Source organism: Streptomyces sp. DH10, assembly GCF_029813805.1.
Taxonomy (GTDB): domain Bacteria; phylum Actinomycetota; class Actinomycetes; order Streptomycetales; family Streptomycetaceae; genus Streptomyces; species Streptomyces coeruleofuscus.
This window is the reverse complement of sequence record NZ_JARVKU010000002.1, coordinates 55,426-70,620: the sequence shown is the minus strand read 5'-3', so window position 1 is coordinate 70,620 and position 15,195 is coordinate 55,426. Positions and strand designations below refer to the sequence as shown.

The following is a 15,195-nucleotide window of genomic DNA, read 5'->3' as shown; positions in this document are numbered from 1 at the left end:
AGTTAAATTTATTACTCGGTATCACCATCGGGCCGTGCCGCCCGGATCCGTGGCGGCAGCCCCACCGCCAGCCGCCCGAAGGCCCGCTCCGCCGCCGCCACCGCGTCGGGCCGCACGTCCGCCACCCGCTCCCCGTCCGCGATCCGCCGCCAGTTCTCCATCGCGAGGATCCGCCGCACGGCCATGATCTGCCCGGCAGCGAGCCGCGCGTCCAGATCACCCCCGAGCACCTCGGCGAGCGCGGCCTCGGCCCGCTCCTGGTGCGCGTACGCCCGGGCGACCAGGGAGGGCGTCCCGTAGAGCAGCTTGTGGAAGGCGAGCACCCGGGGATCGTCGTTCAGCCCGGTCACGGGATCGGACCGCTCCAGCCCCTCCAGAAAGTGCCGCCGCAAGGCCTCCACGGGCTCCCCCGCCGCCTCCGCCACCACCCGCGCGGCCTCCCCCTCGTGGTCGGCGATCCGGTACAGGACCAGATCCTCCTTCGCCGGGAAGTACCGGAACAGCGTCGGCTTGGAGATCTCGGCCGCCGCCGCCACCTCGGCGACGGACACCGCGTCGAACCCCTTCTCCAGGAAGAGCCGGATGGCGATGTCCGACACGACCTGGTACATCCGCTGCTTCTTGCGCTCCCGCAGCCCGATCTCGCTCATGCGGCGAGCCTACGCAGTACGCGACGGCCGAGGCGGGGCTACGGGGTGTCCGCGAAGTCGCGCAGGAGTCCGCCGCCCGGCAGTGCTCGGGTGGGCCGGCGGAGCCGGCCGGCACCGTACGGCCCACGCAAGGCGTCCGCGTCAGGAAGCGCCCGGTCCGGTGAGCACGGCCCGATCACCTTGCGCCGCCTCCTGTCCGCCGTGCCAGCGGATCAGTGCGGCCATGATCTGCGGACGGCTCGGCACTCGCGGCAGGCCGAGCGGTTGTGCGGCGGCGGTGAGGATTTTCTGCAGCTTGCCTGCGGCCACGGGCAGGGCCACCCAGTTGAAGCCCGCGTCATCGCGCAGGGACAGTGACACACGGATGACATCGGTGAACACCGACTGCGCCCTCTTGAAGTCGAGGATCAGCGACAGATCCCGCTCCCACCCGGACGAGCTGCCCGGCCGGATCCGCTCGACCAGCCGGCACCATTCCCGGACCATACGGCTCTCCTGATCGCCCGGATAGCGCATCAGGTAGAGGTGGGTGGCCAGGTCGTAGAGCGGATCCCCCAGCATCGCCAGCTCCCAGTCGATGACCCAGAGCCAACCCTTCGGATCGAGGACGAAGTTCTCACGGTGCAGGTCCGCGTGCAGGAGACAGAACGGGCGCTCCTGGAGGCCCAGCACGTGCTTCCTCAGGAGGGTGAACGATTCATCCGAGATGCCGAGCGCGCGGAACAGTCCCGCGAACGCCGCGTGGTTCTTCCGGTAGACCCGCTCCTCGACGAAGGCGAGCAGACGTTCCAGGAAACCGTCGCTGTCCCCGTCCTCGGCGCGGTCCCGGTCCTCACAGCGCCGCTCCACGCTCAGCATGTCCGGCGTGACCCGCACCATCTCCTGGAAGAGACCGACGATCTGCTCGAACGCCGCGTCGGGAACGTGCCGTCCCGGCCGCCGCTGCTCACCGAGCGTCCGTCCCTCGATGAAGCCCTGAAGTGCCATGCCGGCGACATCGACGATGCCGGGGACCCGGCTGATGTGCCCCTGGAGGGCGCGGAGCAGCTCCTCCTCCGACCTGAAGCACCTCCGGTCGAACCACAGGATCTCGGAGCGCGGCTCACGGACCTTGACGGTGCCTGTCCCGCCTGGCAACGCGAGGACGTACGTCTCGTGGTGGTACCCCTTGAGCGGCCCTTTGACCAGGCTCGGGTCGCCGCTCATCTCGACTGCTCGCTGCCGAGCACCGGAGACCGATGGGGGTGTCATTGGGTGGTTCAGCCTGCCCCGGTGGTGCCGATGGTGTAAGGGGGAAGGCACGTTACTCCACCGGACGCCGTCATCAGGGGAGAACCCGGCTATCGGAGCCGAACTCGTCCCCTCCCAGGCGACTGACGACAACGCCGCAGATGCGCGTGCCAGGCCCCGCGTCTGCGACCTGATCCAAACGACAGGTCCTAGCCGCGCAGCAACTCCAGTACGGGCTCCAGGGATTCGACCACGGCGTCGGCTCCCGCCTCCCTCAGGAGCTTGGCCTTCCGGCTGTTGCTCGCGTACCCGAGGAACGGCACCCCGGCACGTGCCGCGGCCTCGCGGTCCGAGGGTGCGTCGCCGATCATCAGGGCGTCGGCCGGGGCGGTACCCGTGGCGTTCAGCGCCCGGACGAGGCAGTGGGGGTCCGGCTTCAGGAGGCTCAGCTCCTGGGTGCGGCCGTAGATGTGGGGCGCGAAGCAGCCGACGAGGCCGCGGCTTTCGAGGTACTTGCGCACTACCCGCGGGGAGTTGTTGGTGGCGACCGCGAGGCGGGAGCCCACCGCCGACCAGGTGCGTATCAGCGGATCCGCGTACGGGGTCGGCATCGCAGAGGACGCGGCCCGCAGCTCCTCGTGGGTGAGACGTTCCTCCAGCTCGGAGACGAGGTCGCTGCCGGGATGCCGGCGGTCCACGGCACGCAGGACGACCTGGGGGTCGAGCGACTGGCGTTCCGTCTCGGTCAGCAGGCCGTGCAGGCCCCGGCCCGCCAGCCAGGACACCAGGTCGCTCGCCACGCCGTCCGCGGAGTGCCTGGCGAACAGACGGCAGATGGGCCCGTCGAAGTCCCAGAGCACGACACGGGCGCCTTTGATCAGAGTCAGGATGTGGTGCTGCTCGTTCTCGGTCTCGACTGTCACCGAACCAGTCTGCGTCGTATCAGGAGTCACTAGGAGAGTGTCAGGTCCGTCGTGATGGTTTCCCAGAGGGCGTCGAACCACTTCTGGGATTCCCGTACGAACGCCGCGTCCCGCAGGCCCGCTCGTTTCACGAAGGAGAAGAGGAGCGACTGGGAGCCGAGGACGTCGTACATGTCCAGGGTCTGGCTGCCCCACTCCTCCGCGCGCCTGGTCAGCATGTAGTAGCCGATCAGCGCCTCCTCCTGATTGAGCAGATACAGCTTCACCGGCGGAGTGAAGGGCAGCGCCCGGAAGCGGACCCGTACGTCCATGCCGTGCGTGGCGCGCAGGGTCAGCAGGTTGTGTTCGAGGACCCGGAGCTGGGCATTGCGCATCTCCAGCCAGCGCTCGTGCACGGGGTCGTCCTCCCCCTGCTCCTCGACGAGACGGGGGAAGGCCAGGTTGATGTCCCGGGAGGGGAGCAGCACGCGCAGGTCGATCGACTCGGGGCGGCTGCCGCCCCCGTGGATACGGCGCAACGGCTCCCCGAGGGCCACCATCAGGGTCTCGGACGTGTGGCAGACCACGTCGAGATGGACGGCCGTCGTCGAGAACGCCTCCGTCAGCCGCGGTGCCAGGCCCACCATCGTGGGCTGGGGCTCGTCGCGGGCCGGGGCCGGTACGGCGATGCGCGGCGGGCTGCCCTTGCTGACGTTGGTGAGGAGTCCGTCCTCCTGGAGTACCCGCAGGGCCTGGCGCACGGTGCCGCGCTCCACACCGAACTCTTCCGCGAGTTCGGCCTGGGTGGGCAGGCGGTCCCCCGGCTTGAGCTCACCGGCACGGATGCGTTTCCGCAGGTCGTCGGCGATCTGCTGGGGCGAGAGCCTGCTGCTGCCGTTCACTGCCACGTTCTCCTGGGTCACGACCAAACGCTACAACTTTGATCCATCTAGCGGGAGTTGTTTGAAAGTTGTTTATGAGTAGGGGCCAAGTGGGGACAACTTAATCAGAGTTGGTTGCCAACTTCTCAGAGTTGGCGGAAGTTTTGCTTCCGAACTTCCGAAGGGGGAACTCCGATGCCCGCCCTCGCTCTCCTCTCCGCCGCCTTCGTCGTCGCCTTCGAGCAGCTCGTCCAGTGGAAGTACGGTCCGGCCGGCATCGTCGGCCTGATCCTTCTCACCGTGGGCATCAAGGCCAAGAGCCCGGCCGTCAGCTCCGCCGGGGCGGTCGTGCTCGCGCTGCTGATGGCGGGCCCCGCCCGATGAGTCACCGCACCGCCCCGGTTCAACCCACCGTGGGAGACGTCAGTTCGTGAGCACCAGCTCCGAACTGATCGTCTCCCACAGCGCGTTGAACCACAGGTGCGACTGCTCGACGAACGTCGTGTCGCGCGGGCCGGGGCCCTGCCGGAAGGAGAACAGCATCGACCGGGTGCCCTGGGCGTCGTACATCTCCAGGTGCTCGTGGTCGATCTCGGCCTCCCGGCGCATCAGCGTGTAGTACGCGAACAGTGCCTCCGTGTTGTTGAGCAGGTACAGCTTCACCGGCGGGGTGAAGGGCAGCGCCCGGAACGTGACGCGCACGTCGATGCCGTGCGTGGCGCGCAGGGCCAGGAGGTTGTGCCGGAGGACCTGGCCCTGGGCGTTGCGCATCGCCAGCCACCGGTCGTGCACCCAGTCGTCGCCGCGCCCCTCGACCGGCACCGGGAAGGCGAGGTCGATGTCCCGGCTCGGCAGCAGGACCCGGACGTCGACCTTGGCCGGTTTCAGTCGTCCGGCGTGGATCTGCCGCAGCGGCTCACCGATGGCGAGCGTGAGGGAGACGGCGGTCAGGCACACGGCGTCGATCTCGACGTGCTCCGCCGCGAAAGCCGCCGCGATCCGGGGAGCCAGGGCCACCGTCGTGGGCAGCGGCGGGGTTTGCGGGCCGGTCGGCGTCCTGTCCGGGTCGGGGGCGACGGTCGCCGGGCTGCCCTTGGACACATTGGTGAGCAACCGCTCGGACTGGAGGACGCGCAGGGCCTGGCGTACGGCACCGCGCTCGACGCCGAACTCGTGGGCCAGCTGGGCCTGGGTGGGCATGCGTTCGCCCGGCCGCAGTGCTCCTGACCTGATCCGGGCGCGCAGTTCGTCGGCCACCTCGTGATGTGTTCTCTGTGGCCGCTGCGACCTCTTCCGTCCACTGACGGAGGCGTGTTCCGGGTCCACAACCCGAACAGTACAACTTCCCGCCATATCAGGGCAGTTCAGCACCAGGTGGTTATGAGCCGCTTCCAAGCGGAGATAAGTACAGAGAGTTGGTAGCCAACTTGGGTGACATGGTCAGCCCTTCAAGGGGTTGGCCGTCCATCATGGGGCTCCCTTCCGGAGGGGAGCCGGGAGCCCCGAACAGCTCGCTACGGATGTGGGATCCCTGTCGTCGGCGGAAGGGAGCGGCTCAGAACAGGTCCGGGCACCAAGGACGCCTGGACGTACGCAGCAGGGCGTCGGCCTTCCGGGCGGCGCCCGCTCGTTCTTCCCGCACCCGGCCCAGCGCCGCCAGCCGCACGGCCGACTCGTCCCCGAGCCACAGCGCCCCCAGCTCCACCAGCCCGAGCGCGATGTCCGCACTCTCGGTGGTCGGCGTGCAGGACGCCCCGGCGGCCGAGGCCTCCAGCCGGTAGCGTCCGCCGGTCAGACCGTCCACGCCGGTGACCTCCAGCACCAGCGTCCCCTCCCCCTCGTACGTCCTCGCCTGAAGCGCCCGTTCGACGTCGAGGATCCGCACCCACAGCCAGTCCGCCAGCGAGGTGATCGCGGCCGCCCGCGGATCCGGCAGGAGGAACGGCAGCAGGTCGTCGGGAGCCCGCCCGCCGCTCTTGACCTTCACGACCCAGTCGATGGAGCACAGGTACCGCCACAGGGCCCGCTCCGCGGCCGGTGTCGCGCCGAGCAGCCACTGCACGCTCGCCGTGTTCAACGGCTGCTTGGCGTCACCCCAGTTGTCGTCGACCTCGTAGGCGGCCATGCCCTCGACCTCGCCGGACGCCGAGCGGTACACGGCCCAGTAGGGCGGCTTCCACGACGGGTCGAACCGTATGGCGCCGGTGTTGAGCTTCCACCACACCTCGTCGCGGGTGATGAGGCCGGCCTGGGTTCGGCGCATCCGCTCGTGCAGCTCCGGGCCGAGCTTGCGGACGTCCTCGCCGTCCACGAGGTCGATCCGCCCGCCGTCCGCCGGGCCCGCCCAGCGGGCGTCGAGACCGGCGCGCGGCACATCGACCGTCCACTCGGCCGTCCAGGTCGCCGGCCCGAAGCCGTACCGGCCGTAGATCGGGTACTCGGCGGCGATCAGCGTGGCGACGACGTCCCCGCGCTCCTTCGCGGCCGCCAGGTCCTGGGCCATCATCCGGCTGAGCAGTCCGCGGCGGCGGTGCGTGGCGGTGACGGTGACGCCCGAGACGGCGTCGGCCGGGACCCTCGCCCCGCCCACGACCGTGAGCTCCTGGTCGAAGGACCGGAAGGTCGCCACGCACCGGCCGCCGTCGAAGGCACCGAGGTAGCGGCCGGGGACGAACTGCCGGCGACGCCCCTCGATCTCCTCCTCGGACAGGACCGGCACGCGCAGGAAACCGGCGTTCACGGCACGCAGCCAGTCGGTGAACTCGGCTTCGGTGATCGGGCGTACGTCGATGCCGTCGGCACGAGCGGTGGGGGTCATGGACTTCACGCTAGGCGGAGGGGCCGGCCGGTGTCGCGTAGATATCCGTCCGCCGGCCCTCCCCCGGCCCCCCCACCCCGGAGCCTCACACGAGCAGATCGTCGATCTGCGCCTCGCCCTCGCGGTACCGGCGCGCGATCTCCGCGCTGCACTCGTCGGCCGTGCGCTGGAGCCGCTGCCGCCGCCGGGAGACCTGCTGCTCGTAGCGCACGAGCCGCCCCATCGCGGTGTTCAGCTCCAGGTCCGTCCGGGCGTCCAGGTCGGAGAGCTCCACCTCGGCGAGCATCTCCGCGGCCAGCCGCCGGTACTCCTCCCCCTGCGGTGTCCCCATGGTCACGTGGCGGGCGGAGGAGCGGTGGCGGGCCGGGGCGTCCAGCAGGATCTCCGCGAGCCGCTCGATGACGGACGCCTCCGCGGGTGCGGCGACGGAGGCCGAGCCCACCGGGGTGCGCCGCGTCAGCTCCGCCCGCAGGATGTCGATCCGCCCCTGGAGCAGCCGCCGCAGGTAGCTGAGGTCGGCTTCGTCGCGCTGGGCCTCGCGGCGCAGCGTGCGCAGCTCGGGCAGGCTCAGTGCGGCCAGTTCGTGTTCGGGTGCGTCCGAGGGCAGCGGTGGACTGTCGGTGCGCTGTGTGGGGGGCCGGTGGTACTCCGACACCCCGATCCCCGTCTGGCTGGACCAGACAGCCCCCAGCGGATGCCCCGTGCTTGATGTGCTCATGTGCCTCAACCGTCCCCTCGACCGGTGCGTGAAAGCATCGTGCCACCCCAAGTGGCCGCTATGGGAACGAGTGCCCCCGATAGACCCCAGATGGGCGGTTAAGCAGCAAAATACGGCCGTGCGCGGTCTGTTGGCGCCTTGCGCAAACCACCCTTTCGGGCCATGGGCGAACCACCGGCGGCCGCGCGTTCACCGCCCTGCATGATGGACGTATGCGAGCAGTGGTGCAGAGGGTGGACGGCGCGAGCGTCGTCGTGGACGGCGAGACCGTAGGGGCGATCGAAGGCGAGGGGCTGTGCGTCCTCGTCGGCGTCACGCACGAGGACACCAAGGAGAAGGCGGCGCAGCTGGCCCGCAAGCTCTGGTCGGTCCGCATGCTGCACGACGAGAAGTCGTGCAGCGACATCGACGCCCCGCTCCTGGTGATCAGCCAGTTCACCCTCTACGGCGACGCCCGCAAGGGCCGCCGCCCCACCTGGAACGCCGCCGCCCCCGGCGACGTCGCCGAGCCGCTCGTCGACGAGGTGGTCGCCCAGCTTCGCTCGCTGGGCGCGACGGTGGCCACGGGCCGCTTCGGCGCGGCCATGCGCGTATCACTGACGAACGACGGCCCGTTCACCGTGCTGATCGAGATCTGACCCGAAAGAATGACAAGCTCTACGGCTCGACGACGACTTCCTGGGCCGCGGCCGTGTCACCGGCCACCAGCGGCGCGTCCAGGGCCACGTTCCGCTTCACCAGCGCGAGGGCGACCGGCCCCAGCTCGTGGTGGCGTACGGAGGTCGTGATGAAGCCGATCTTCCGGCCGTCGGGGCCGTCGTCCGCCAGCCGGAGCTCGGTGCCGGCCACCGGCAGGTGGACCTCGCTGCCGTCCAGGTGCAGGAAGACCAGCCGACGCGGGGGCTTGCCCAGGTTCTGCACCCGGGCGACCGTCTCCTGGCCGCGGTAGCAGCCCTTCTGGAGGTGCACCGCCGAACCGATCCAGCCCAGCTCGTGCGGGATGGTGCGGTGGTCGGTCTCGAACCCGACACGGGGCCGGTGCTGCTCCACCCGCAGCGCCTCATAGGCGAGGATCCCGGCGGGCGGCCCGGCCTGCCCGGCGTACGCCTCCAGGTCGGCCCGCGGCAGGAACAGGTCCCGTCCGTACGGCGTCTCCCGTACGGCCACGCCCTGAGGCACCTCGGCGATGGAGCCGGCCGGCAGGTGCACCACGGCGATGTCGGCCGTCCGGTCGGCGACCTCGACCTTGTAGAAGAACTTCATCGACTCCAGGTACGCGATCAGCGCCTCCTGGGTGCCCGGCTCCACATGGGCCCAGACCGTCTCACCGTCGTCGACGAGGTAGAGGGCGTGCTCGATGTGGCCGTTCGCGGACAGGATCAGCGCCTCGGTGGCCTGGCCCGCCGGGAGGTCGCTGACGTGCTGGGTGAGCAGCAGGTGCAGCCACGCGAGCCGGTCGTCGCCGGTGACGGTGACGACCCCCCGGTGCGAGAGGTCCACGAAACCGGTGCCGTCGGCGAGGGCACGCTGCTCGCGGAACAGATCGCCGTAGTGGGCGGCGACGCCTTCGTCCACACCCTCGGCGGGGACGGCACCGGGCAGGGTCAGCAGGGGGCTCTTCATATGCGTAAGCCTACGACTCGGTAGTTGAAGCCTTGAGTGTGCAGTCCTCGCACCGGCCGAAGATCGCGAAGTGCTTCATGTCGGTGTCGAAGCCGAACGTCTCCCGCAGCTTCGCGGTGAACTCGGCGGCCACGGCCACATCCGCCTCGATGACGTTCTGGCAGTCACGGCAGACCAGGTGGAGGTGGTGGTGCCGGTCCGCGAGGTGGTACGTCGGCGCGCCGTGCCCCAGATGGGCGTGGCTGACCAGGCCGAGCTCCTCCAGCAGCTCCAGCGTCCGGTAGACCGTGGAAATGTTGACCCCCGACGCCGTCTTCCTCACTTCCACGAGGATGTCGTCGGGGGTCGCGTGCTCCAGGGTGTCCACGGCTTCGAGCACGAGTTGCCGCTGCGGGGTCAGCCGGTAACCGCGCTGCCGCAGATCGCTCTTCCAGTCGGTGCTCACCACACCGGCCAGTCTAGAACTACTTGAAGAAAGCGATCCCGTCGTCCGGCATGTCGTCGGGCAGGGCCTTGGCCCAGCGCTCGACCTCCTCCGGGGTCACGACCTTCTTCAGGTGAGCCGACATGTAGGGGCGCAGCTCGACCTCGGGGGTCTGCTTCTCGCCCACCCACATCAGGTCGCTCTTGACGTAGCCGTACAGCCGCTTGCCGCCGGTGTACGGCTGGGAGGCGGCGGTGCGGGCCACGGCGTCCGTCACCAGGTCGATCTGCGGCTTCTTGTCGGCCAGCTCGCCGTACCAGATCTCGATGACGCCGTCGTCGCGGGTCATCGTCACCTCGACCTTGCGGTCGGCGTCGATGCGCCAGAAGCCGTGCTCGGACTCCAGCGGCCGGACCTTGTTGCCGTCCTTGTCCAGCACCCAGCTGTGGGAGCGGTACTCAAGGAAGTCCCGGCCGTCGTGGGTGAAGGCGACCTCCTGCCCGAAGTTGCACTTCTCGGAGCCGGGGAAGTCGTGCACACCGGCACCGGCCCAGTTGCCGAGCAGGAAGGCGAGCGGGACGAGGTCTTTGTGGAGGTCGGACGGGATCTCGATCATGAGAGGTTCCTAGACGTGGGTCAGCGCTGGCCCTGGTACAGCTTCTTCACGGTCAGTCCGGCGAAGGCGAGGACACCGACGGCGACCAGGACCAACAGGATTTCGAAGAAAAGCTCCACGGGGTGCTCCTTGAGCGGGCTGCGGATGTGTGCACGGGGCCGGGCCCAGCTTACGCGGGCCCCTTCGGCCCTACGATTCCGGACTACGATTCCGGCTATGGCGAAGAAGCTGGTGATCAAGGTGACCGCGGGGGCCGACGCCCCCGAGCGGTGCTCCCAGGCGTTCACGGTGGCGGCGGTGGCGGTGGCCAGCGGCGTGGACGTCTCCCTGTGGCTGACCGGTGAGTCCGCCTGGTACGCGCTCCCCGGCCGCGCCGCCGAGTTCGAGCTGCCGCACGCGGCCCCGCTCCCCGACCTGCTCGACTCGGTCCTGGCGGCCGGCCGCGTCACCCTGTGCACGCAGTGCGCGGCCCGCCGCGAGATCACGGAGCAGGACGTCATCAAGGGCGTCCGCATCGCCGGCGCCCAGGTCTTCGTCCAGGAGGCCGTGGCGGAGGACGCCCAGGCGCTCGTCTACTGAGACGCCTCCGCGGCCTCCGTGAAGAGGCAGAAGGGGTGGCCCACCGGGTCCAGGAGCACCCGGACGCCGTCCTGCGGCTGGTAGTCGGCCAGACGCGCGCCCTCGGCCAGGGCCCGTGCGGTCTCGCGTTCCAGGTCGTCGACCTCGATGTCGAGGTGGATCATCATCTGCTGCCGGTCCGGCGTGCTCGGCCAGACGGGCGGCCGGTAGGCGGGCTCGGTCTGGAAGGACAGTCCGGTGCCGCCGTCGGGCGGCCGGATGTGCACCCAGTCCTGCCAGTCCTCCCCGCGCCACACCCGCCACCCGGGCAGCAGCCGCAGGTAGAAGGCGGCCAGCTCACGGGCGTTCGGTGCGTCCAGAGTCGCCGCCGTCAGGCGCACGGTCGCTCCCCCCTCGTCGGTTCAGTGCCGGTGCTTCTTGCCGTCCAGCTCGTCCCACCACTCGTCGCTCTTGTGGTCACCGGAGGGGTCGTCCCACCAGCGGTCGTCCGGGCCGCGCCGGTTGGCGACCATCGCCGCGACGGGCGGGATGACCATGGCGACGAGGCACATCCCGACGGCGACGGGCATGGACCACAGGCGTACGACGCCCCAGGCCAGGACGAACAGCCCGATGCAGCCGCCCATCATCGCGAAGTACGTGCGCCGGCGTCGTGCGTACATACCTCCAGCGTAGGTCCGGGCATGCCGGAGGGCCGCACCCCAGGCGTCCAACCCGTGGGATGCGGCCCCTCCTGGCACTGTCGCCGTCAGACGGCGATCGCGACCTCGGCCAGGCCGCCCTTCTGGGCGACGACCGTGCGGTCGGCGGTGGCGCCGGGCACGAGGGCACGGACGGTCCAGGTGCCCTCGGCCGCGTAGAAGCGGAACTGTCCGGTCGCCGAGGTCGGCACCTCGGCCGTGAACTCGCCGGTCGAGTCCAGCAGACGGACGTAGCCGGTCACGGGCTCGCCGTCCTTGGTCACCTGACCCTGGATCGTGGTCTCACCGGGCTTGATCGTCGAGGCGTCCGGGCCGCCGGCCTTCGCTCCACACATGTCGTACTCCTGAAGAGAGGTCTTGAAAGGTCGGTCGGTTCGCTTACTTGTTGGCGCCGAGCTCGATCGGCACACCGACGAGGGAGCCGTACTCGGTCCAGGAGCCGTCGTAGTTCTTGACGTTCTCCACGCCGAGCAGCTCGTGCAGCACGAACCAGGTCAGCGCGGAGCGCTCACCGATGCGGCAGTAGGCGATGGTGTCCTTGGCCAGGTCGACGCTCTCCGCGGCGTAGAGCTCCTTGAGCTCCTCGTCCGACTTGAAGGTGCCGTCGTCGTTGGCGTTCTTGGACCACGGGATGTTGCGGGCGCTCGGCACGTGGCCGGGGCGCTGGGACTGCTCCTGCGGCAGGTGGGCCGGGGCGAGCAGCTTGCCGGAGAACTCGTCGGGCGAGCGCACGTCGACGAGGTTCTGCGAGCCGATGGCCGCCACGACGTCGTCGCGGAAGGCACGGATCGACGTGTCCTGCGCCTTGGCCTTGTAGTCGGTCTTCGGGCGCTCGGGCACCTCGTCGCCGGGGACCAGCTCGCGGGCGTCGAGCTCCCACTTCTTGCGGCCGCCGTCGAGGAGCTTGACGTTCTCGTGGCCGTACAGCTTGAAGTACCAGTACGCGTACGAGGCGAACCAGTTGTTGTTGCCGCCGTACAGGATCACTGTGTGGTCGTTCGCGACGCCCTTCTCCGACAGGAGCTTCTCGAAGCCCTCCTGGTCGACGAAGTCACGACGGACCGGGTCCTGGAGGTCCTGGGTCCAGTCGATGCGGATCGCGTTGCGGATGTGGTTCTTCTCGTAGGCGGACGTGTCCTCGTCCACCTCGACGATGGCGATGGTCGGGTCGTCCAGGTGCTCCTGGAGCCAGTCGGCGTCGACCAGGACGTCGCTGCGGCTCATGCTCTTTCTCCTCCGGGGCAGTTACGGCGGGGCGTGCGAGATCTGCGGGGCGCGTGCCCATGACGAGGGCGGCGCACGAGTGCCCTTGATGCAGGGCGGCGGGGATGCGCGCGCCGGCGCATGGGCCGACGCGGTCGCTCAGAAGGTGCGACAGAGCATGGCGGCGACGCGGCACAGGTCTACTGCCCGCCGCTTCGTGAGATCCGCCTGTCGCTTCATGCCGTCGATCGTAGGGACGGTCAGGCACGCGTGTCACCGGCGTGTCGCATACTGAGACGGGAAAATCCACGATGTGGGATAGAGGGAGCTCAGGGAGGCGTGGGACAGGGGTTGTGCCCGAATGTATCCGCCGTCACATCTGAGCTACGGACGTCACCGTCTCGCCCACCGGACAGCCCAGGTCCGGTCCGTCTGGCGCCTTTACTACCCGGCCAGTCGGACGTTGGAACCCTTCACCGTGATCTCGACGCCGTTCGGCGCGGCCTGCACCTTGTCCAGCTTGATGCCGCCGGGCAGGCCGTCGATCTTCTGCTGGAAGTCGGTGATGGCCCGGACCCGGGACTCTGCGATCTCGACGCCGCCGAACTTGGGCAGACCGTCGGCCTTCACGCGCACGGTGCCGTCGATCACCGTCACCGAGCTGAGCACGGAGACCGGTTCGGGCAGCTTGGTGCCGAGGACGGTGGCCTCGACGGTCACCTTGATCTTGCCGTTGCCGCCGTCGGAGAGGCCGACGACGTTGGCGGTGACGCCCGGGGCGACCTGGGTGGGCTCGGACTTCGCCGTCTTCAGCAGCTCGTCGTAGGCGATGGTCGCGGTGCCGGTGGCGCTGGTGGCGGTGGCGGAGCTGTAGTCGCCGGAGAACTCGACGCCCCGCATGTCGGCCCGGAGGTCGTCGATACGGATCTTCTCGGTGCCGTTGCCCGCGGCGGCCTCGTAGTTCGTGATGCCGACCTCGATGTCGTCCAGGGAACCGCCGACGACCTGAGTGAGGAACGGGAAGCCCTTGATGGACACGTCCGGGGTGGTGGAGAGGTTCTCGGTGGCCTTCAGGCGGTCGGCGGCCTCGCCCTCGGCGAAGTTCACGGCGACGCGGTCGGCGATCACGAAGAGCCCGCCCAGGATCACGACGACGATCAGCAGTATTCGCAGTGCGCGCATGCGGTGTTTCCCCCACCTAGGCGGTTGGACGGCGGTCCGGTGTTCGACGACCGAGCGGCCGTCCTTGCGTGAGGGTAACTCCGTGGTGGGTGGGGGCCGTGGGTTTTGTGGATCATCTGTGACACGCGGGTGCGCGGCGTTGCGCCCCTGGCCGGGTGGGTCCGCAACCCGGCGGAACGGGGTGCCGCATCTTTGGGACGGGTGCCGCCCTGGGGGCACCTCCCAGGCCCTTAAGGCACTGGGGGAGGCACGACTGCCCGCAGCTGGGTGCGCTAGACCAAGGCCCGCCCCAGCACATAGACCACCGGAGCCGCGGCGGCCAACGGCAGGGCAACGCCCGCCGTGAAGTGGACGAAGCGGGACGGGTAGTCGTAGCTGGCGACTCGGTGGCCGATCAGGGCGCAGGCCGCCGCGCCCGCGCCCAGGAGGGCGCCCGACGTGCCCAGGCCCGTCATCGAGCCGGCCGCGGCACCGCCACCCGCCGCCGCGAGCAGCGCCACCACCACCGACGCCGGGGTCGGCAGCGGCAGCGCGCGGGCCAGGACCGCGACCGCCACCGCGATAGCGCCCACGGTCACCGCGTCCGCCTCGGCCGCGAGGTACCCGCCCGCCACGATCGCCAGCGCCGATGCCGCGACCGTCGCCATCAGGCCGTACATCCGCTCGTCCGGGTCGGCGTGCGACCGCAGCTGGAGCACCAGCGCGAGCAGCACCCACACCCCGAGCGTGCCGAGGATGGCCGAGGGCGAGCGGTCCGACGCCAGCAGCGCCGCGTCCGCGGCCAGCGCGCCCGCGAAGCCCAGCGCGATGCCCTGCCGCGCCGGCCACATCCCGTTCAGCCGGAACCAGCCCGCCGCCGTGACGGCCTGGAGGGCGACGAGCGGTACCAGGAGCGCATACGTGCCGACCGCCGCCGCACCCGCCAGCAACAGCCCCAGCAGCGCCGTCAGCGCGGCCGGCTGCATTCCGGGCTCGATGATCGGCGACCGCCCCTCCGCCCGCGCCCGCTGCGCGTCCGTGATCCGCGGGTTCCCGGCGACGGTGGCCGGGCCGTACCCGTCGGCGGAAGCAGGAGTGGGAGCGGGGGCCGGAGCGGGAGCGGGAGGCTCGTACCCCTGCGGCGGCAGATACGCCGTCTCCTCCGCCGCCGTCACCGGCGCGGACACCGGCGACTGCGTCTGCGTCTCCCAGGTCTGCCCCTGCCACTGCTGCGTGTACTGCTGAGCGGCGTACGGATCGTCGTACCCCTGATACTCCTGATACCCCTGATGGCCTTGCTGATAGCCCTGCTGGTGCCCCTGCCCGGGCCACCCCTGCGGCGTCTGCGGGTTCTCCGGGGCCTGCGGCTGCTGCCCGTAGGGGTCATAGCCGTCGTACGGCTGGTTGGTCATCGCTCACCCTCCTGCGAACGGCGGGAGCACCTCGACCGTGCCGCCGTCGGCCAGCCGTACCGTCTCATGTCCGCGGGTGCCCACGGGGTCACCGTCCACGAGGAACGAGCACCGCCGCAGCACGCGCTCGAGTTCGCCGGGGTGCCGCTCACGCACCCCGTCGAGCGCCTCGGCGAGCGTGGCCGCCTCGTACGGCTCCTCGGCCACCCCGGCCGCGGCCTTGGCGGCGGCCCAGTAGCGCACCGTGACCTTTGGCATCTGCTTCCTCGATCTGCTT

The 15,195-nt window shown here is 70.1% G+C and carries 21 protein-coding genes; 3 read left to right on the top strand and 18 right to left on the bottom strand.

Translation table 11 applies throughout. The annotated features are described in order from the left end of the window. Window positions 1-11: 11 nt before the first annotated feature. The 4 genes from QC385_RS03860 to QC385_RS03845 form a co-directional block, all read right to left on the bottom strand. Window positions 12-650 (bottom strand): TetR family transcriptional regulator, encoded by a 639-nt coding sequence (locus QC385_RS03860; protein WP_279539835.1) that lies wholly within the window; start codon window positions 648-650, stop codon window positions 12-14. Between the two features lie 141 nt (window positions 651-791). Beyond that, window positions 792-1,856 (bottom strand): phosphotransferase, encoded by a 1,065-nt coding sequence (locus QC385_RS03855; RefSeq protein ID WP_279539834.1) that lies wholly within the window; start codon window positions 1,854-1,856, stop codon window positions 792-794. A 233-nt stretch (window positions 1,857-2,089) separates the two neighbouring features. Continuing rightward, a complete protein-coding gene (locus tag QC385_RS03850) occupies window positions 2,090-2,803 on the bottom strand; it encodes an HAD family hydrolase (RefSeq protein ID WP_279539833.1) in 714 nt (237 codons plus the stop codon). Window positions 2,804-2,832: 29 nt separating this feature from the next. After that, the gene (locus QC385_RS03845; RefSeq protein ID WP_279539832.1) at window positions 2,833-3,711 is read right to left on the bottom strand and encodes a GntR family transcriptional regulator; all 879 of its coding nucleotides are present in this window, start codon (window positions 3,709-3,711) and stop codon (window positions 2,833-2,835) included. Between the two features lie 147 nt (window positions 3,712-3,858). Between QC385_RS03845 and QC385_RS03840 the strand changes: the two genes are divergently transcribed. Next, window positions 3,859-4,047 carry a hypothetical protein gene (locus QC385_RS03840; RefSeq protein ID WP_086849255.1) on the top strand — a complete coding sequence of 63 codons (189 nt, stop codon included), beginning with the start codon at window positions 3,859-3,861 and terminating at the stop codon, window positions 4,045-4,047. A gap of 39 nt (window positions 4,048-4,086) precedes the next feature. Here QC385_RS03840 and QC385_RS03835 read toward each other — a convergent pair whose 3' ends face one another. From QC385_RS03835 to QC385_RS03825, 3 genes are all read right to left on the bottom strand, one after another. Further along, window positions 4,087-5,016, bottom strand: coding sequence for a FadR/GntR family transcriptional regulator (locus QC385_RS03835; protein ID WP_279539831.1), 930 nt, complete (start codon window positions 5,014-5,016; stop codon window positions 4,087-4,089). A gap of 202 nt (window positions 5,017-5,218) precedes the next feature. Then, entirely contained in the window at window positions 5,219-6,481 is a 1,263-nt protein-coding gene (locus tag QC385_RS03830; RefSeq protein ID WP_279539830.1) for a GNAT family N-acetyltransferase, read from the bottom strand. A gap of 85 nt (window positions 6,482-6,566) precedes the next feature. Continuing rightward, window positions 6,567-7,199: an RsiG family protein gene (locus QC385_RS03825; RefSeq protein WP_279539829.1), complete on the bottom strand. Its 633-nt coding sequence runs from the start codon at window positions 7,197-7,199 to the stop codon at window positions 6,567-6,569. A 212-nt stretch (window positions 7,200-7,411) separates the two neighbouring features. Here QC385_RS03825 and dtd point away from each other — a divergent pair, with 212 nt between their 5' ends. Next, the gene (gene dtd / locus QC385_RS03820; protein WP_010036184.1) at window positions 7,412-7,837 is read left to right on the top strand and encodes a D-aminoacyl-tRNA deacylase; all 426 of its coding nucleotides are present in this window, start codon (window positions 7,412-7,414) and stop codon (window positions 7,835-7,837) included. 19 nt (window positions 7,838-7,856) lie between these two features. Here the strand turns inward: dtd and ygfZ are convergent, their stop codons facing one another. The 3 genes from ygfZ to QC385_RS03805 are packed head-to-tail and all read right to left on the bottom strand — an operon-like array spanning window position 7,857 to window position 9,862. After that, window positions 7,857-8,822: a CAF17-like 4Fe-4S cluster assembly/insertion protein YgfZ gene (ygfZ, locus tag QC385_RS03815; RefSeq protein ID WP_279539828.1), complete on the bottom strand. Its 966-nt coding sequence runs from the start codon at window positions 8,820-8,822 to the stop codon at window positions 7,857-7,859. A 10-nt stretch (window positions 8,823-8,832) separates the two neighbouring features. Then, window positions 8,833-9,270 carry a Fur family transcriptional regulator gene (locus tag QC385_RS03810; RefSeq protein ID WP_086602096.1) on the bottom strand — a complete coding sequence of 146 codons (438 nt, stop codon included), beginning with the start codon at window positions 9,268-9,270 and terminating at the stop codon, window positions 8,833-8,835. 16 nt (window positions 9,271-9,286) lie between these two features. Beyond that, on the bottom strand, window positions 9,287-9,862 hold the full coding sequence (locus QC385_RS03805) for an FABP family protein (RefSeq protein WP_086849267.1): 576 nt from the start codon (window positions 9,860-9,862) through the stop codon (window positions 9,287-9,289). A gap of 216 nt (window positions 9,863-10,078) precedes the next feature. On the opposite strand from QC385_RS03805, the gene QC385_RS03800 reads away from it, so the two are divergent. Then, window positions 10,079-10,441: a DsrE family protein gene (locus QC385_RS03800; protein WP_279539827.1), complete on the top strand. Its 363-nt coding sequence runs from the start codon at window positions 10,079-10,081 to the stop codon at window positions 10,439-10,441. On the opposite strand, the gene QC385_RS03795 is transcribed toward QC385_RS03800, so the two are convergent. From QC385_RS03795 to QC385_RS03765, 8 genes are all read right to left on the bottom strand, one after another. Next, window positions 10,435-10,821 (bottom strand): VOC family protein, encoded by a 387-nt coding sequence (locus tag QC385_RS03795; protein ID WP_279539826.1) that lies wholly within the window; start codon window positions 10,819-10,821, stop codon window positions 10,435-10,437. The two genes, QC385_RS03800 and QC385_RS03795, sit on opposite strands and share 7 nt — an antisense overlap. Window positions 10,822-10,842: 21 nt before the next feature. Continuing rightward, the gene (locus tag QC385_RS03790) at window positions 10,843-11,103 is read right to left on the bottom strand and encodes a DUF3099 domain-containing protein (RefSeq protein ID WP_279539825.1); all 261 of its coding nucleotides are present in this window, start codon (window positions 11,101-11,103) and stop codon (window positions 10,843-10,845) included. A gap of 86 nt (window positions 11,104-11,189) precedes the next feature. Then, on the bottom strand, window positions 11,190-11,477 hold the full coding sequence (locus tag QC385_RS03785; RefSeq protein ID WP_010036201.1) for a DUF1416 domain-containing protein: 288 nt from the start codon (window positions 11,475-11,477) through the stop codon (window positions 11,190-11,192). Between the two features lie 43 nt (window positions 11,478-11,520). Next, on the bottom strand, window positions 11,521-12,366 hold the full coding sequence (locus tag QC385_RS03780) for a sulfurtransferase (protein ID WP_279539824.1): 846 nt from the start codon (window positions 12,364-12,366) through the stop codon (window positions 11,521-11,523). 138 nt (window positions 12,367-12,504) lie between these two features. After that, window positions 12,505-12,585 carry a putative leader peptide gene (locus QC385_RS44185; protein ID WP_350310325.1) on the bottom strand — a complete coding sequence of 27 codons (81 nt, stop codon included), beginning with the start codon at window positions 12,583-12,585 and terminating at the stop codon, window positions 12,505-12,507. 204 nt (window positions 12,586-12,789) lie between these two features. Beyond that, window positions 12,790-13,527 (bottom strand): LmeA family phospholipid-binding protein, encoded by a 738-nt coding sequence (locus QC385_RS03775; protein ID WP_279539823.1) that lies wholly within the window; start codon window positions 13,525-13,527, stop codon window positions 12,790-12,792. A gap of 272 nt (window positions 13,528-13,799) precedes the next feature. Further along, window positions 13,800-14,918: a hypothetical protein gene (locus QC385_RS03770; protein WP_279539822.1), complete on the bottom strand. Its 1,119-nt coding sequence runs from the start codon at window positions 14,916-14,918 to the stop codon at window positions 13,800-13,802. Between the two features lie 3 nt (window positions 14,919-14,921). Then, the gene (locus QC385_RS03765) at window positions 14,922-15,176 is read right to left on the bottom strand and encodes a MoaD/ThiS family protein (RefSeq protein ID WP_010036212.1); all 255 of its coding nucleotides are present in this window, start codon (window positions 15,174-15,176) and stop codon (window positions 14,922-14,924) included. Window positions 15,177-15,195: the final 19 nt, after the last annotated feature.

Coding starts and splice junctions, on each gene's coding strand:
- QC385_RS03765 (WP_010036212.1), bottom strand. CDS start 15,176: ATGCCAAAGGTCACGGTGCGCTACTGGGCCGCCGCCAAGGCCGCGGCC.
- dtd (WP_010036184.1), top strand. CDS start 7,412: ATGCGAGCAGTGGTGCAGAGGGTGGACGGCGCGAGCGTCGTCGTGGAC.
- QC385_RS03800 (WP_279539827.1), top strand. CDS start 10,079: ATGGCGAAGAAGCTGGTGATCAAGGTGACCGCGGGGGCCGACGCCCCC.
- QC385_RS03825 (WP_279539829.1), bottom strand. CDS start 7,199: ATGAGCACATCAAGCACGGGGCATCCGCTGGGGGCTGTCTGGTCCAGC.
- QC385_RS03830 (WP_279539830.1), bottom strand. CDS start 6,481: ATGACCCCCACCGCTCGTGCCGACGGCATCGACGTACGCCCGATCACC.
- QC385_RS03840 (WP_086849255.1), top strand. CDS start 3,859: ATGCCCGCCCTCGCTCTCCTCTCCGCCGCCTTCGTCGTCGCCTTCGAG.
- QC385_RS03790 (WP_279539825.1), bottom strand. CDS start 11,103: ATGTACGCACGACGCCGGCGCACGTACTTCGCGATGATGGGCGGCTGC.
- ygfZ (WP_279539828.1), bottom strand. CDS start 8,822: ATGAAGAGCCCCCTGCTGACCCTGCCCGGTGCCGTCCCCGCCGAGGGT.
- QC385_RS03855 (WP_279539834.1), bottom strand. CDS start 1,856: ATGAGCGGCGACCCGAGCCTGGTCAAAGGGCCGCTCAAGGGGTACCAC.
- QC385_RS03805 (WP_086849267.1), bottom strand. CDS start 9,862: ATGATCGAGATCCCGTCCGACCTCCACAAAGACCTCGTCCCGCTCGCC.
- QC385_RS03860 (WP_279539835.1), bottom strand. CDS start 650: ATGAGCGAGATCGGGCTGCGGGAGCGCAAGAAGCAGCGGATGTACCAG.
- QC385_RS03785 (WP_010036201.1), bottom strand. CDS start 11,477: ATGTGTGGAGCGAAGGCCGGCGGCCCGGACGCCTCGACGATCAAGCCC.
- QC385_RS03775 (WP_279539823.1), bottom strand. CDS start 13,527: ATGCGCGCACTGCGAATACTGCTGATCGTCGTCGTGATCCTGGGCGGG.
- QC385_RS03770 (WP_279539822.1), bottom strand. CDS start 14,918: ATGACCAACCAGCCGTACGACGGCTATGACCCCTACGGGCAGCAGCCG.
- QC385_RS44185 (WP_350310325.1), bottom strand. CDS start 12,585: ATGAAGCGACAGGCGGATCTCACGAAGCGGCGGGCAGTAGACCTGTGC.
- QC385_RS03835 (WP_279539831.1), bottom strand. CDS start 5,016: ATGGCGGGAAGTTGTACTGTTCGGGTTGTGGACCCGGAACACGCCTCC.
- QC385_RS03780 (WP_279539824.1), bottom strand. CDS start 12,366: ATGAGCCGCAGCGACGTCCTGGTCGACGCCGACTGGCTCCAGGAGCAC.